Source organism: Vibrio halioticoli NBRC 102217 (assembly GCF_000496695.1).
In the GTDB taxonomy this organism is placed as follows: Bacteria; Pseudomonadota; Gammaproteobacteria; order Enterobacterales; family Vibrionaceae; genus Vibrio; species Vibrio halioticoli.
Map to the genome: position 1 here is coordinate 143,908 of NZ_BAUJ01000004.1, position 14,446 is coordinate 158,353.

19 protein-coding genes are annotated in these 14,446 nt (G+C 39.6%); all 19 read left to right on the top strand.

Annotated features, from left to right (window positions below):
* The first annotated feature begins 436 nt into the window (after positions 1–436).
* The 19 genes from VHA01S_RS02200 (at position 437) to tadF (ending at position 14,431) form a co-directional block, all read left to right on the top strand.
* Positions 437–922, top strand: coding sequence for a hypothetical protein (locus tag VHA01S_RS02200; RefSeq protein ID WP_039969973.1), 486 nt, complete (start codon positions 437–439; stop codon positions 920–922).
* A complete protein-coding gene (locus VHA01S_RS02205) occupies positions 919–1,272 on the top strand; it encodes a hypothetical protein (RefSeq protein ID WP_023402714.1) in 354 nt (117 codons plus the stop codon). The genes VHA01S_RS02200 and VHA01S_RS02205 overlap by 4 nt, the downstream gene beginning before the upstream one ends.
* Entirely contained in the window at positions 1,263–1,964 is a 702-nt protein-coding gene (locus VHA01S_RS02210) for a hypothetical protein (protein ID WP_023402715.1), read from the top strand. The genes VHA01S_RS02205 and VHA01S_RS02210 overlap by 10 nt, the downstream gene beginning before the upstream one ends.
* A gap of 63 nt (positions 1,965–2,027) precedes the next feature.
* The gene (locus tag VHA01S_RS02215) at positions 2,028–2,909 is read left to right on the top strand and encodes a viperin family antiviral radical SAM protein (RefSeq protein ID WP_023402716.1); all 882 of its coding nucleotides are present in this window, start codon (positions 2,028–2,030) and stop codon (positions 2,907–2,909) included.
* Entirely contained in the window at positions 2,906–3,190 is a 285-nt protein-coding gene (locus VHA01S_RS02220; RefSeq protein ID WP_023402717.1) for a ParE family toxin-like protein, read from the top strand. The genes VHA01S_RS02215 and VHA01S_RS02220 overlap by 4 nt, the downstream gene beginning before the upstream one ends.
* Positions 3,191–3,392: 202 nt before the next feature.
* A complete protein-coding gene (locus VHA01S_RS02225) occupies positions 3,393–4,145 on the top strand; it encodes a DUF4344 domain-containing metallopeptidase (protein ID WP_023402718.1) in 753 nt (250 codons plus the stop codon).
* 134 nt (positions 4,146–4,279) lie between these two features.
* Entirely contained in the window at positions 4,280–4,462 is a 183-nt protein-coding gene (locus VHA01S_RS02230; RefSeq protein ID WP_023402719.1) for a Flp family type IVb pilin, read from the top strand.
* Positions 4,463–4,785: 323 nt separating this feature from the next.
* Complete coding sequence (locus VHA01S_RS02235; RefSeq protein ID WP_039970005.1) at positions 4,786–4,968, top strand: Flp family type IVb pilin; 183 nt, start codon at positions 4,786–4,788, stop codon at positions 4,966–4,968.
* Between the two features lie 14 nt (positions 4,969–4,982).
* Positions 4,983–5,414 (top strand): A24 family peptidase, encoded by a 432-nt coding sequence (locus tag VHA01S_RS18775; protein WP_039969974.1) that lies wholly within the window; start codon positions 4,983–4,985, stop codon positions 5,412–5,414.
* Entirely contained in the window at positions 5,411–6,274 is an 864-nt protein-coding gene (locus VHA01S_RS02245) for an RcpC/CpaB family pilus assembly protein (protein WP_023402722.1), read from the top strand. Before VHA01S_RS18775 ends, VHA01S_RS02245 begins: the two co-directional genes overlap by 4 nt.
* The gene (locus VHA01S_RS02250; RefSeq protein ID WP_023402723.1) at positions 6,274–7,602 is read left to right on the top strand and encodes a type II and III secretion system protein family protein; all 1,329 of its coding nucleotides are present in this window, start codon (positions 6,274–6,276) and stop codon (positions 7,600–7,602) included. The genes VHA01S_RS02245 and VHA01S_RS02250 overlap by 1 nt, the downstream gene beginning before the upstream one ends.
* Positions 7,599–8,057, top strand: coding sequence for a hypothetical protein (locus VHA01S_RS02255; RefSeq protein WP_023402724.1), 459 nt, complete (start codon positions 7,599–7,601; stop codon positions 8,055–8,057). Before VHA01S_RS02250 ends, VHA01S_RS02255 begins: the two co-directional genes overlap by 4 nt.
* Complete coding sequence (locus VHA01S_RS02260; RefSeq protein WP_023402725.1) at positions 8,057–9,325, top strand: CpaE/TadZ family protein; 1,269 nt, start codon at positions 8,057–8,059, stop codon at positions 9,323–9,325. The genes VHA01S_RS02255 and VHA01S_RS02260 overlap by 1 nt, the downstream gene beginning before the upstream one ends.
* The gene (locus VHA01S_RS02265) at positions 9,322–10,605 is read left to right on the top strand and encodes a TadA family conjugal transfer-associated ATPase (RefSeq protein ID WP_023402726.1); all 1,284 of its coding nucleotides are present in this window, start codon (positions 9,322–9,324) and stop codon (positions 10,603–10,605) included. The genes VHA01S_RS02260 and VHA01S_RS02265 overlap by 4 nt, the downstream gene beginning before the upstream one ends.
* Positions 10,602–11,513, top strand: coding sequence for a type II secretion system F family protein (locus tag VHA01S_RS02270; RefSeq protein ID WP_023402727.1), 912 nt, complete (start codon positions 10,602–10,604; stop codon positions 11,511–11,513). Before VHA01S_RS02265 ends, VHA01S_RS02270 begins: the two co-directional genes overlap by 4 nt.
* 2 nt (positions 11,514–11,515) lie before the next feature.
* Positions 11,516–12,358 carry a type II secretion system F family protein gene (locus VHA01S_RS02275; protein WP_084309030.1) on the top strand — a complete coding sequence of 281 codons (843 nt, stop codon included), beginning with the start codon at positions 11,516–11,518 and terminating at the stop codon, positions 12,356–12,358.
* A 1-nt stretch (position 12,359) separates the two neighbouring features.
* The gene (locus tag VHA01S_RS02280; protein WP_023402729.1) at positions 12,360–13,424 is read left to right on the top strand and encodes an SPOR domain-containing protein; all 1,065 of its coding nucleotides are present in this window, start codon (positions 12,360–12,362) and stop codon (positions 13,422–13,424) included.
* 13 nt (positions 13,425–13,437) lie between these two features.
* Positions 13,438–13,911, top strand: a complete 474-nt coding sequence (locus VHA01S_RS02285) for a TadE/TadG family type IV pilus assembly protein (RefSeq protein ID WP_023402730.1) — start codon at positions 13,438–13,440, stop codon at positions 13,909–13,911.
* On the top strand, positions 13,898–14,431 hold the full coding sequence (tadF, locus tag VHA01S_RS02290) for a tight adherence pilus pseudopilin TadF (RefSeq protein ID WP_240432731.1): 534 nt from the start codon (positions 13,898–13,900) through the stop codon (positions 14,429–14,431). Before VHA01S_RS02285 ends, tadF begins: the two co-directional genes overlap by 14 nt.
* The last annotated feature ends 15 nt before the right edge of the window (positions 14,432–14,446 follow it).

Consider the following 14,446-nt stretch of genomic DNA (forward strand, 5'->3'; position numbering starts at 1 on the left):
GTTTCGCATGAGACGTTGTTATGATGGGGCATTCAAGCTAAATAATGATTAGCCAGTGATATGCAAGGTGTTACCTTGCCGAGATTGAAGAGTTATATGGCTGAAAATCAATGGTGGTTTGAGTAATTCCGTTGAAACTTAGGTTTATGACTTCATTTAGAGTGCTGAAATTGATCTGTAACTAATTGAAATGTAAGTTTTATTGAGGTTGCTTGCTTCATTTGTGTTCAACTGCGCAGATTTCAACTTTAGTTTTAGGATCTGTTTGGATTACGTATCATGATTATAAGTTAATCTATAAGGCACCATCGTAATTTTTATTGCAGATTACCGAATGAATTCTAAATAGACATGTTCTAGGAACAAGAATTGCGAGTCGTTGCCGAAGATCCCTGAAGAATCAAACATATTGGAAATAAGGATATTGGCTAAAATAATGAAAACAGAAAAAAGCACAGCTCTAAGGGCTTGGCATGGAATCAAAATCTTTTTTAAATGGTTATGGCTAATGAACATGTTTCTACTAGGTATTTACATATACGTAATGGTACCACTTGAAATGTTCGAATATTCGTTTTCACTGGGCGAGCTCGATTTAGTAGAGACGGGGTACATCGTATTCTTGGTTGTGATTACTTATAAATATATAAAGCTTTGCTCACGGGCTGATATATCAGTGATGAGAAAAGTCATTACTCCATTTGTTCACCAAGCTCACTTAATGTTGTTGTTATCCGCTTTATTTCTTTTTTGTATAAAAATAGACCCTCAGTTGGGGTGGGTTGATTTATCTAGGGTGCCACTTTTGGATTTAATCTCATATTTTTTGATAGCGGCGACATTTACCTATAGCTGTCACCGAATTGGCTCAAAAAACGATGAAATCACAGACACAGTAAGTACTAAAGGATCGGTAGAATGAAGCCCATATATTATCTGACTACGTTTCTGTTAATTTTTGCTCGCCCTAGCTATGCACTCGAACATTCGGATGCTAAACCGGGTAGTGTAGAGTTTCTTATTTCTGCATGTCAGGAATACACTGAGCTCTATAACAAAAAAGACAATTCACGATTTGGTGCTTTTTTTACTACTTCAAAAGAAGAAAGCTTTCGCGCAGGTTACTGCCTTGGCGCAATAATACATGCCAATAGTCAATGCTCTTACTCCCGTTCACCTTCGGTTTATCGTTCGGCAGTAATAATTGCCTCGGTCAACGTTAAACGTGCATTTTCGGAAGCTAGAGTGATAGAGAATGCTGTATGCCGCTAGTAACAACTAATCAAGCAGTGAAAGATCTATTTGGTATAGAAGGTAGTGAGTTGCTGCGCTCCAAAGCAAATAGTTTTTTACGCAACGAAGTTATTCCATCCTCATTGATAGTCAATGAGGGGTTTAGCGACGATAGCATGGGAAAGCGGGGTAAGAAGTTATTAAAATCTAAAGCGGTAGATTGCCTGTTTAACGCTTTAGTACTGGATGGTTTTTTTAATGATACGAAGTTTGTTAAAGCCATTTTTGAAAAAGCGGCAGTTAGAGTCGAATGTGTTGTTTTGTGTGAGGAGATCTTACTGAAAGCGCAAGCAGTAGAAGAGCCCATACTGTTATCGGGCGTAGCGCGAGGTTTTATTACTCAATTGAAAGATACGTCATTTAATTTAAGAGATGCACGCTTAACATGCCCATTTTCCGAACAGCGATTACCACAAATGGACATGACTTTACAAAATATGGGATTGCTGTATCAATTACTACGATCACAACGTTTATCACTCTCATACAAAGATAAGATTTTACTTTGTTGGTTGGAGCAAGATTTATCGACGGCTTTTCAACTGGTAGAACAGATAGATTCGGCATTGTTGCAAAATGACATATTGTTAGCCGGCTTGGCTCAGAAAGTTCGTCAAGAGTATCAAGAGGGAGAAAGCTTTAATATACTACTAAATTCATTGCCAGACTAAAAAACGCTTTTTTGTGCACTGCACAGATTAACACTATTCCTACAGACCTAAAGGAGTAGTGTTATGAAGCAAGCAAATCAATTAGTTATCAATTATCACATCACCGAAAAATGCAATTACGATTGTCATTATTGTTACGCAAAATGGGCTAAACCAAACGAACTCCATCGCAACTTAGATGACATGAAGGCGGTACTTAGGAAGTTAGCGCAATACTTCTTCTCACCTAACCCTATCTGGCAAGAACTGCGGTATGACAGTGTCAGGCTTAATTTTGCTGGTGGTGAACCTTTGCTTTTAAAACAGCGCTTTATTGATGCACTTGATTACGCTGTTGAACTTGGTTTCAAGACATCCATTATCACCAATGGTCACTTAATTGACGATCAATTTATTGCCGAACACAGCCAAAAACTCCAATTATTGGGGATTAGCTATGATTCATCTCATTTTGAGACGCAGCAGCAGATTGGTCGAGTTACCCCTAAGAGTAAAAACTTAACTTCAGAGCGTTTACAGTCCATCTTTCAAAAGGTTAGACATTATTCGCCCAATACTGAACTCAAAATTAATACGGTAGTAAATCAATTTAATCACCAGGAAAACTTCACGAGTTTAATTGGGGATCTTCATCCAAACAAGTGGAAGGTGTTGCGCGTTCTGCCTGTATTCGACTCTATCCAAACCATTAGTAATCAGGATTTTGATGCCTTTGTTACGCGTCATCAGTTGGTGGGGGATGTCATGTCAGTCGAAAATAATGATTCAATGACTAATTCGTATCTGATGCTAAGCCCTGACGGCGCGTTTTTCCAAAATGGAAATAATGAACAAGGTTATTTTAAAAGCCGTCTTTTGCTCAGTAGCGACGTTGAGGTGGCATTGACAGAGACAGGGTTTAACGCGACAAAATTTGCGCAACGTTATGAATTGGTGACGGTATGAATCGTCAAAAAATAATAACGGTTGACGGAGTGAAGATTCAAGTTCGTACGCCAAAGGGACACCCTAGAGTAGTCGCTGTCGCTAAGGGAATGATTTCGAAAATAAGAGCAAATGATATTCATCGTGGTATGCGGGCAAAGGTGTTGCAAAAAAATAAAAATTGGTTGAGCTACCGTATTAATCGAAAATATCGTCTATTGGTTGAGCGAACACGTAGGAACACTGGCCCTTATTACTGCATGAGTCGCCCTGAATTTGATTATTGGATCAGTACTTTGTGAGTTCTAATGAAAATGCTCAGGAGGTTTTAAAATACGTGTTCTCGTATGAAAAAATAAAGGAATAGTTCTTTATAGCTAAATTAATGAAATACTGATCTTCATACTTAGCCAGCTTCCATGCTGGCTAGTTTATTGGTGTTTTTTAGCTTTTGTAAGTTGATTTTGACTACACTTAACTTACTTATTTAATCAAGAGGTTAATATGCTAAGGATAGCATTGGTTGGATTACTTGTTATTGCATCTTCCGTGTTGGCGAGTGAGATGGTTGACCTTAAGTATCAATCTCCAAAAGGGAAGGATGAGCAAGCGGTTTACCAGATGATTGTAGAAAGTGGCATTAACCAACAATTTTCTGCGTTGGTGGAAGAGGTGCTTCCTTTTAATAATGCTATGACGTTGGTTTATGGTGGTGATGAAGGCCCGCTGTATGATCCCAGCATTCATACTTTATTTATCCCTTATAGCTTTATCCTTGAAGCGCAGCATTACTTTTCTCAAAACAGGCCAGCAGATGAAGTTAATCAAGGCGTGTTAGATACTTTGATGCATACCTTATTGCATGAAGCCGGACACGCTCTTGTTGCCGATGTTGAAATCCCTATTCTTGGGCGAGAAGAAGATGCGGTTGATAACCTTGCGACTATTATCATGCTTGAATATTTAGAGGACGGCGCACAAGTGGCAATTAATGCGGCGGATATGTTCAGCTATGAATCCGAAGAGGGGAGTGAATATTATGATTTTGGTGAGTATGTTGGTGATCACAGCTTTGATTTACAGCGTTATTTTGCCACGCTTTGTTTAGTTTATGGCAGTGATCCTAAAGCGCATGCAGATTTATTAAATGAGGTTGAAGGCGATTATCTTGCTGAGCAAAAAGAGATGTGTGAAGAAAATTATCAGAATCTGAGTTTTAATTGGCATCAGTATTTAAAGGAAGAGAACGAACAGTAGTTATTTAGTAGGTTATTAAGCGTTGTTTGTACCGGTATTTAAACTTTATAAAGAAGCAACGCTTATTTTGAAAATTTTGTTTTAGTTGTTCCTATTTTTTATAATAAATCACCACTCACTTTTATTTTTAATTAATGTTCGAATTATTTAAACGATTCCTAGCAGACCAACAAGGTGTAACTGCCATCGAATATGGAATGATGGGAGTTGCCCTCGCAGGTGCACTTGCGCTGATTATGGGCAATCAAGATAGTGGCTTTATTGCTGCTCTTTCTTCACTTTACAGTAGCATTCTCACCGCAATTCAATCTGCATAATAAATCATCTAAAAACGCATGTTATTTCATCACGAAAATTTACATATTGATTACACACTATTTCATTAAGATTAATGTCGCAAAATTTGAATTATCAGCGCTAGGTTAAGCTTTGTTGATAAAGAGTAAGGTTGTGATGTTTATCACCCTACAGGTATTCGAGAAATACCTTCTGTATCTTTATGTTTGCGTAATTGTTAATGAATTGTTTCTTTTGTTTGTTGTGGTGATTTAGTCTCTCTTGGGTGTTGCTGTTGCTCGAATTATTCTGGTTAAGACTTCTGGGGTTTCCCTAACATGATGATTTAATAAGGAACTTGAACATATTTAAAACTTTTCTGACTCGTTTTATTAAAGATGAGCGCGGTGTTACTGCGATTGAATATGGCATTATTGGTGTGGCATTGGCTGGTGTATTGATTGCAGTTATAGGTGGCGATGACGATAAAGGTTTACGTGCGGCTATTAATGGCGCGTTCACTGCTATGATAAATGCTATGTCATAAATATTTAATTATAAATGGTATATATATTCATATTGATATGCATCATCGTTTGTATTGACGATTTGAAAAGTCGCATAATAAGAAATATAAATACCTTATTATTATTAGTGATTGCTATGTTTATAACTACATCATCAATACATGACATTTTAATAAGCATGGCAATTACTATTATTTTAGGCTTTATTTTATTTTATTTTAAACTATGTGGTGCTGGTGATTGCAAACTAATAATCGGTTTTTCTCCTTTATTTATACCATCAATTATAAGTGATTTTTTTATTTTCACTTTAGCGTGCGGTGGGGTTGTTTCTCTATTTATTTACGTTAAATATAAATTACTTTTCAGCTGTTATATCAAGAGAGATGTTCCATATGGAGTAGCTATAGTTTTCGGTGCACACTTAACTCTCTACTTTTATCAAGGATTAGAAATTTATTCATGAACTCACGTCTGATCTTTATTCTATCTTTTATCTTTGTTGCTTTTGGTTTATTTGCCGTTATGCAAAACGTTAATGCAAGAGCGGAGGCCAGTGCCAAAAAAGAAGCATTGGAGAAAGTAGAAGGGAAAAAAGAAATTAAATTTGTATTGTGGCGTAGTAAACAGGAATTCACTCGTGGTGAAATCATTTCTACCAATGGATTAGAGCGCGTGATATTACCCGAAGCAGAAGCGAATACTTTAGGTGTCAATCGTGACGTTAAGCTCGATTTAGTAAAAGATAGCAGGACTAACCAACTTATAGCTAAGGGTGCTTATGTTTTCCCTGAAATGTTCACAGCGCCAGATCAACCGGGTTATCTCGACCTTCTCGCATCGGAAGGAATGATCTTATATCCACTCCCTATATCCACCATCAACCTAATTAATAATTATATTCGCCCAGGCGATATGATTGATATCGTTTCTGTGAGTTCACCGCTGACTAATTTAGCTGATACCGGCGCACGTATTACTCAGTTTCAAGGGGTAAAAGCACGTACTATCAAGCGTGGTGTCCGAGTTCTTGCTTTCGAACAAAAACCAGTTGATCCCAAAGAGCAAGGTACGCAAAGCGGTAATTCGCTAAGCCCTAGAGTATCAGCGTCTGGAAATTCAAAAACAACAGTCGTCATTGAAATAGAGCCTGACTTCGTTTCTCGCCTTTCATTAGCTCAGCGCACCATGCACTTGGAAATCTATCGTTCGCAATCAACAGGTGAAATTCCTCCTGCAAATATGAGCGATGTGATTGAAAACTATCAAGGTATTCGAGAGTTGCGCGGTGCAGAAACCCAGACCACCAATGTAGAGGTTTACTAATGCTTAATAAATGGTGTAGCAAACTGATATTGGTGCTTTGTTTTGTTTCAACACAAGTGTTTGCCTATTTGATTCCGCTAAATGACGCCCGCTCAGTGCGCACTAAACAGCAAATTGGCACAGTTTTTATGAGCCAGCCGACGATTGCCGATTATAAGGTAATTAACGAGCGCCAAATTGTAGTGTTTGGTAGCTCCATTGGTCAAACCCGCTTGATGATTTACGATATCGAAGGTCGTTTAGTGGTTTCTAGAGTAGTGGAGGTGACTCAACCTCTGAGTAAAGTTCGTGACGAGATAAAAAAACGTTTTCCAGAACTGGATATTGAAGTTGTTCCTATGGGCGCTAAAGTTGCGGTGAATGGCACGGTATTTACTGAAAGACAGCGCGATGGTATTTACGCACTAGTAGCCAGTATGCTTGACAAACAACCTGTGGCGCGTTATCCCACTGCAGATGCCCCTTTAACCTTGCCTTTTTCTTCAGATCCACAAACTGAGTTTTATCGAAATAATACTTATGAAGGCTTAATTGAAGGTTTAGAAATGAGCTTTCCGTTCCAAGTCAATGTTCGCACAACCATTGCAGCTGTAGGCAGTGAGTTTCGTGAAACGGTAGGTATTGATTGGACTTCTGGTGGTTCACCTGGCGTGTTTACGTTTCCTGATCTTACCGCTTCTGATATTTCAGCAACGATTACTGCCTTGGCTAACGATAATTTAGGTGAAGTGTTGGCTGAACCAAATCTTACGGTACTTTCTGGCCAAGAAGCCTCTTTTTTAGTCGGCGGTGAAATCCCTATGATTACCTCCGATACCAACGGCACCACGATCAGTTTCAAAGAGTTTGGTATTGGTTTAGATATTGCAGCAAAAGTACACAACGAACAAGAAATACGTTTAAGGCTAGAGCCGAGTGTGAGTGTGGTAGAGCAAATCTATAAAACCACAACAGCTGAAGTTCCACAGTTGGCGACCCGTAGGGCTGTAACCACAATTCAAATTGCTGACGGTCAAACATTTATGATTGGCGGTTTGATGAATACCGAAGATATTGAATCCTTACAGAAAATTCCACTGTTAGGTGATATTCCATTGTTTGGCGCTCTATTTAGTAAAGCAACGACTAACCGAAAAACTACCGAAGTTGTCATTATCGCGACGGTGAACTTGGTTAAACCGACCAAAGCGAATGAATTAGTGCTCCCTCGAATTCATAAAACCAACACGCTAAATCGTTGGGCGGGAATGAGCCGTGAATTTGTAGAGAAAGATCAACAAGACTCCGATCTCATAAAGCTACTTAGTAGTGGAGGTTTTGCCCAATGAAATCACTATTCGTCTTATCCATTTTATTGATTACAGGTTGTGCCGATCATGCTTTGCAACATCGAGGAACGGAAACCATTGCCTACCAAGAGCAGCACAAATTCGAACTCAGCTTTGAGTCTGCTGCACAACAAGTTGAACTAAAGCGTATTCAAGCTATTACCAATCAGTTTGATGAGCAACAGGCACGTTATGAGCTGTATGTACCTACACAGTTTCATCAACAAGGTGAGCAGATTGTGCAATTTTTAAAGTCCATTAAGGTTCGTCCTGATTGGATTGAACGTCATCCTCAGCAACAAGGGGAGTCCATTACTTTAATTATTTCTCAGTGGCAATCGGTCGTTGACTATTGTCGTCCGCTAACAATCACCAAACCTCACCCTCAAGCAGGTTGCGCTGCAGAAACTAATAGGACTATTCAACTTGTTAACCCTGGTACGAGAGTAAATTAATGGCCAATATGTTTGATCTCTCCGAAGAGCTCTCTCTTGATATAGATAAGAAAAAAACAGCCACACCCAAAAGTGTTGCGCCAAAGCAAAGTGGCGGGGCAACGCTATTTTTCTCAGATAACGAATGTAAAGAAGCGGTTATCGAAGCGTATGTTTTCGAAGGGTTAGAAGAACCCAAATGCGTGAAAGGCACTCCCCAACCAGAAAAAGATCAAGAGTTAGGTGATGTCGTACTAGTGCAGCTAACATCATCTGTTGATATAGAAGCTGATGCGCAACAAATTAATGCCACACTGCCGAACAGCAAAACAGTGATATTGCTAGGTCAGACTGATTCTATTCATGTATTACGTCGCTTGGAAAAATTAGGTTTTTATTATCTGCCGTGGCCGGTTGATAGATCGGAAGTGATTGAATGCCTAAAACAAGCCAGCTTAGATGAAAGAAAACGTTATGACAGTGGTTATTTTCGTAAAGCGAAGCGTGTGGCAATGATCGGCACGAAAGGTGGCATAGGTACTTCCGTCATTGCCACTGAACTTAGTGCATTACTCGCCAAAAAAGGCAGTCGAACTATCCTTGTGGATCATCACTATACGCTCAGCAATATCGACATCATTCTTAGTAAAAAAGATCTTGAGCAGGTCGATGTTAGCAGCATCACAGTTGAACCTAGCAAGCTTGATGAAGAATCAGCCACTAGTTATCTCAATGAAGTTGAGCATAATTTCTTTTATTTGGGATTTACCGGTAAAGACAAAGTTGAAGAGCTAGAAAAATACACCAATACCGTTAGTGACAAGTTAGCGCGTCAGGCAAATTTTATTGTTGGTGATTTTTCTGGTTCTCTTGATTTTCCATTAAATGCAGAGCGACTCGCTTCTGAAAATGATGTGTTGGTTTTCGTTACCGAACCATCGGTATCCGGAGTAAGGGCGACTCAAAGGTTATTAGATAAAATCAAAGATGTTGCGATTCCGCAAATTGTTCGTCCTAGAGTGATGGTAGTAGTTAACCATCATCGCCCAGAAGGTTCCTTTAATCTTAACCTTGAAGAAGTTGAACGCTTTTTGAAAGTTAAAGCTGACATGGTTATTCCATTTTATAAAACGGCGTCCAAACAACTGATTGATGGCAAAAAACTTCATCAATTAGAAAAAGGCAAACATACACCATTTACTCAATTATCTATGGCAATCAATGGGCAGAACCCAAATAAAAAGTCGGGTTTATTTGCCAAATTTTCAATGAAGCGAGGTAAGAAATGAGTCTAACTCGTGAGTTGTACGAACAGTTTAGAGCCAAAATTTTTGAAGTGATTGACGCGGGTATACTCAATGATATGACCCGCGAAGAGCTAACGGTTCAAATCGAAAGAGCCATTGGCAAGTTATGTGAAAACTATCCAACCCCTGTGCCTAATGTCACTCGTACAGAGCTAGCAAAAAATTTAGTGGATGAGCTGATAGGGCTAGGGCCATTACAGCAATTGATGGAAGACGAATCAATTTCCGACATTATGGTGAACGGTGTTGATGAGGTCTTTATTGAACGTAATGGCAAGACACAAAAAGCAGATATTTCCTTCATTAACCATAAGCAGTTGTTAGAAATTGCCAAACGGATTGCCAATAATGTTGGTCGTCGCGTGGATGAATCTAGTCCTTTATGTGATGCCCGTCTTGCCGATGGTAGTCGTGTGAACGTGGTGATTCCACCTATTGCATTAGATGGTGTCGCCATCTCTATTCGTAAGTTTAAAGAGCAAAAGCTAGGTTTACGAGAGTTGGTGGGCTTTGGCGCTATGTCTCCTGCTATGGCTCGTGTATTAATGATTGCAGCTAGGTGTCGCCTTAACATTATTATTTCTGGCGGTACAGGCTCAGGCAAAACCACTATGTTAAACGCGCTTTCCCAGTACATTGGTAATGATGAGCGTATTTTAACCATTGAAGATGCCGCCGAACTGCGTATTCAGCAGCCTCATGTTGTGCGCCTCGAAACTCGCCCTGCCAGTACAGAAGGTTCTGGTGCAATTACTCAGCGTGATTTAGTAATAAATGCCCTGCGTATGCGCCCAGAACGCATCATCCTTGGTGAGTGCCGTGGCGCGGAAGCTTTTGAAATGCTCCAGGCTATGAATACAGGTCATGATGGTTCGATGTCCACGTTGCATGCCAACACCCCTCGTGATGCATTATCTCGTATTGAATCCATGGTAATGATGGCAAACCTTGCTTTGCCTCTTGCGGCTATTCGTCGAACTATTGTATCTGCAGTGCATTTAATCATTCAGGTTAACCGTTTGCGTGATGGTAGCCGTAAAGTCACTAGTATTTCTGAGTTGTACGGATTGGAAGGTGAAGCGCCAGTAATGGAAGAGATTTTCCGCTTTGCTCCTGATGATGAACAAACCAAAGATAAAGTTAGTGGCCAATTTGTCACATCAGGCTTGCCGAGCCGCTCACAGATTCACATTAGTGCTTCTGAATACGGATTATCTCGTGAATTAGAAGCCGCCTTCGAGATGGAAGCGGAGCCTGCATGATGAGTTGGGCGTTTTTAACTATTGCTGTGTTGGGGTTGGGGTTAGCGCTATATTTTAAGCGTAAGCCTGATCCCCGCTATGTATTTTTAGAACACGCTGCACAGAAAAAAAACAAAGAACTATCAGCTGTAGATATTAAAGGGCTGACTAAATCGCAGTTTTTGCAGAACTTAACCAGTTTGTGGAATGTTATTTCAGCCGCTCTTGGCAAGTTTCCCATCCCCAAAATTATCACTTTTATCGTTGTGATTAACGCTGCTGCAGTGTTTGTCAACCAGAAGTGGCTTAGCTTTCCACAAACTGAAATCTGTATTGCCGTTACAATACTCGGCCTTTTCTTTGGCATTCGCTCTCTAGTTGATAAAAGACGTAAAGCGTTTGATACCGATTTTCCCGATGCGCTGAATATATTGATGAGTGCAGTAACTGCAGGGGAGAGTATTAACGCGGCTTTTGCTTACGTTTCTAAAGTGTCCGATAACGATGTAGGTCGAGAGTTTAAAGATATTTCTGATCGGATGCGTTTAGGGGAGGAAACAGAGACCATTTTTGAACGCTCTTGTAAGCGCTTCCCTTACCCTGCGTTTTTGTTTTTTGTTATTACTATTCGAGCCAACATGGAGCGTGGTGGACAGTTAAAAAGCGTCCTAGGAAAATTGATTCGAGTTCTGGTAGAAGCACGTAATTTAGAAAAGAAAAAAATGGCGATGACCTCAGAGGCGCGTATATCAGCCAAGATTGTTGCTGCGATCCCATTTTGTTTTATGTTGTTACTTAACTGGATCAATCCGAAAGATCTAGAGTTTGTGTTGTTTCACCCAGATGGACGTTGGATTCTGTATTACTTGCTAATTAGTGAAGGCACAGGAATGTTTATCGTGTGGTGGTTGGTTAAGAGTATTCGTTAATGATGATAATTGCTGCATTTTTCTTATTGGTTTCTGCAATGATTGCTTACGGTGTTACCTATTATCTTGAGCAAAAAGCAAAGCAACATAGAATAAAAACCTTTCTGGATGGAAAGAGGCAAATTAATTTTAACTTCTTTCACGAGGTATTAGGTGGTTTTGGGAAAGGGAAACAACGTGAAATTCGTGACAAGTTTGAAGATGCAGGAATTTATAATCGTGAACTACTTCGTTATTACACGCCGATTAAATTAGGATTACTCGCGGCTTCTATTATTGGAATACTGCTCTTGGTACATGAAAATAAAGATATGTTAATGAGTTTCATGATGGCAATTATAACTGTAATTATACTTCCTGATACATATCTAGCATGGCGAAAAAAAAAGTTAATCGAAAAAAATTCTCGTCAATTGCCTTATATTATCGACATGATGTCAGTATGTGTACAAACGGGGATGACATTAGAAGCTGCATTCCGATATCTAGGGGATGAACTTAAAAGTTTTGATAAAGACTTGTGTTATCAAATTCGTAAAACCTCTGATGCCGCTGAAGTTAAGGGTATGGAGGCCGCATTAGTTGATCTCACGAAGCGAGTACCAACTCCGCAAGTTCGAAGTTTTGCGTTAACCCTGACTCAAAATATTCAATACGGTACTTCTGTAGCACCGGTATTATCCGATTTAGCGGAAGATTTTCGAAATGAACAAATTTTGGTTATGGAAGAAAAAATTGGCAAACTAGCTGCAAAAATGAGTGCTCCATTAATTCTATTTATTATGTTCCCAATTGTTATTTTGATTTTAGCTCCAGGTATTACTCGTATGATGACAGGTAACTAGTATGAAGTATTTAATTATTGTTTTATCTCTGCTTGTAACTGGGTGTACGACTACAAATAAGGTCTCAGAACAGCAGGCGATTAATCAATTTACTGTAAGCCAAAATTATCCAGGCTTAATTGAGTTTTATAAAAAGAAAGTCATAGATGATAAAAATGACTGGCAAGCACAGCAAGATTTAGCGCAGGCATATTTAAGTTACGGCGACCTTGAATCTGCTGATTTTTATATTCAGCGAGTATTGTCATTAGCACCAAGTCCATCAGAAACGGCATATTTTATTAAAGGACAAGTTCTGGCGCGAAATCTGGATTTTAACAGTGCGCTAGTAAAATATAAGCAAGCTATCGATAACGGATTAAACAGTGCTGAGCTATATATGCAGCAAGGCATTGCTCTTGCGCAAACTAAACAGTATGCCATGGCAATTGATAGCTTCAATAAGGCGAGATTGCGCGGTTATGACGATGTAAGTATTAAGAATAATATCGCCATGGTGCACATTTATCAGCGAGATTATCAATCGGCTATCGATATTTTACTGCCGCTTTACGAAAAAGATTCGAGTAATGAAACGGTTAATGCCAATTTAGAAATTAGCATGCTGAAGCAAAAGAAAGAGAAGCAAGGTGAAAACTCTTCTTTAGTCACCGACACAGTTTCTGTTGATGAAAATGCGGATAGTTTTGTGGTGCCTTCAAAAAGTGATGTTGTCAGCGATGAAGTGGAAGTCACAACCATTTCTGCTGAAGAGTTTTTTACCGCTCAGTCTGTTGAACAAAAGCCTCAAACAGAGCCTGTAAAAAAGAGTGCTACAAAGTCTAAAAGAACCTATCACATTCAGTTAGGCGCTTACGACACTATGGCCGAGGCTCTGGAAAAAAGAAACGGCTTATTGAGCACTCAACTGCCTATTACGATTCGTCCTGTAGAGCTGAAAAATTCGGAGACTTGGTATCGATTGCTTAGTGGTAACTTTGCCTCTTATCGACAAGCGATGAGCTTTGCTAAGCAACACCAAGATGTATTAAATCCTCATGAATATTTTATTCAAGTAACTCGATAAGTGGTTAGCATTAATGAATAAGCAAAAAGGCGTGATATCGATTGAATTTGGCTTAGGAGGGTTCGCTCTTTTCTTTGTATTGTTCGCTGTGTTTGAAATGGCACGTTTTGGCTATTCCGTGAATATGACAGACACCACTTTGTCTGAAAGTACTCGAAAAGTTCGGATTTTCGATGGTCAAACATTGGAAGTGGCATATGGAGACCGTTTACAACAAATTTTTGAAGATGACGACTCTTTTTGGAATCAAATTGGCTTAGTTACCGCTGACAGCTTTGAATTTACTATTTTCCGCTACGCGTCTTTGCCTGATGTTGCTTCAGATACGGTGGAAAAAGGATGTAATGAACGCTGCCCTATTGTCATTTATGAATTGACTTATCGCTATAGCCCAGTGGTTTTCGATACCTTGCTTCCTTCGGCTGATATCACTCGCCGCATTATGACAGTGCAAGAGCACGAAGGCTGGGAAGATGAAGATGCATAATCAAGACAAACAAAAAGGTGGTTTTACCATCGAAGCAGTATTTGGCATGACGGTGCTGGTCATTATGATGTTTTTTATTGCAGATTTGACGCAACTGATTTCAGCCAAGACCCAAGCAAGCCGTGTCAGTTACTCATTAGCAACGGCAACTAAAGAGCGCTCTCGATTTTTTGATGCTAGGCATAGTCTTAGTCAAGCTGATTTTGACTTAATCAACGATATAGCGGCTGACTTGTTACGACGACAAGCTCCAGAGAAACAAGATGGATATGGGCTAACTGTAGAGGGTTATACCGACGGTAATCCCAATGTAGTCAGCTTTAGTAAGGATTTAGATAGTGGAGAGAAGTGTATGCCTCAAACTGCTATTTCAGATTTAAATCACTTGCGCCCAGTGCGTGAAGACGGTGTAACTTTTCCGATTTATCAAGTAACAGTGTGTTTGAAAATGGAAGGTTTCTCTCAATATTTCCCCGGTATGAGGTATGTCAATAGCTCATCGGTGTTGCCGGGAAGGTAAACAAGGAAGGTAGGG

Coding starts and splice junctions, on each gene's coding strand:
- VHA01S_RS02200 (WP_039969973.1), top strand. CDS start 437: ATGAAAACAGAAAAAAGCACAGCTCTAAGGGCTTGGCATGGAATCAAA.
- VHA01S_RS02205 (WP_023402714.1), top strand. CDS start 919: ATGAAGCCCATATATTATCTGACTACGTTTCTGTTAATTTTTGCTCGC.
- VHA01S_RS02210 (WP_023402715.1), top strand. CDS start 1,263: ATGCCGCTAGTAACAACTAATCAAGCAGTGAAAGATCTATTTGGTATA.
- VHA01S_RS02215 (WP_023402716.1), top strand. CDS start 2,028: ATGAAGCAAGCAAATCAATTAGTTATCAATTATCACATCACCGAAAAA.
- VHA01S_RS02220 (WP_023402717.1), top strand. CDS start 2,906: ATGAATCGTCAAAAAATAATAACGGTTGACGGAGTGAAGATTCAAGTT.
- VHA01S_RS02225 (WP_023402718.1), top strand. CDS start 3,393: ATGCTAAGGATAGCATTGGTTGGATTACTTGTTATTGCATCTTCCGTG.
- VHA01S_RS02230 (WP_023402719.1), top strand. CDS start 4,280: ATGTTCGAATTATTTAAACGATTCCTAGCAGACCAACAAGGTGTAACT.
- VHA01S_RS18775 (WP_039969974.1), top strand. CDS start 4,983: ATGGTATATATATTCATATTGATATGCATCATCGTTTGTATTGACGAT.
- VHA01S_RS02245 (WP_023402722.1), top strand. CDS start 5,411: ATGAACTCACGTCTGATCTTTATTCTATCTTTTATCTTTGTTGCTTTT.
- VHA01S_RS02250 (WP_023402723.1), top strand. CDS start 6,274: ATGCTTAATAAATGGTGTAGCAAACTGATATTGGTGCTTTGTTTTGTT.
- VHA01S_RS02255 (WP_023402724.1), top strand. CDS start 7,599: ATGAAATCACTATTCGTCTTATCCATTTTATTGATTACAGGTTGTGCC.
- VHA01S_RS02260 (WP_023402725.1), top strand. CDS start 8,057: ATGGCCAATATGTTTGATCTCTCCGAAGAGCTCTCTCTTGATATAGAT.
- VHA01S_RS02265 (WP_023402726.1), top strand. CDS start 9,322: ATGAGTCTAACTCGTGAGTTGTACGAACAGTTTAGAGCCAAAATTTTT.
- VHA01S_RS02270 (WP_023402727.1), top strand. CDS start 10,602: ATGATGAGTTGGGCGTTTTTAACTATTGCTGTGTTGGGGTTGGGGTTA.
- VHA01S_RS02275 (WP_084309030.1), top strand. CDS start 11,516: ATGATAATTGCTGCATTTTTCTTATTGGTTTCTGCAATGATTGCTTAC.
- VHA01S_RS02280 (WP_023402729.1), top strand. CDS start 12,360: ATGAAGTATTTAATTATTGTTTTATCTCTGCTTGTAACTGGGTGTACG.
- VHA01S_RS02285 (WP_023402730.1), top strand. CDS start 13,438: ATGAATAAGCAAAAAGGCGTGATATCGATTGAATTTGGCTTAGGAGGG.
- tadF (WP_240432731.1), top strand. CDS start 13,898: ATGAAGATGCATAATCAAGACAAACAAAAAGGTGGTTTTACCATCGAA.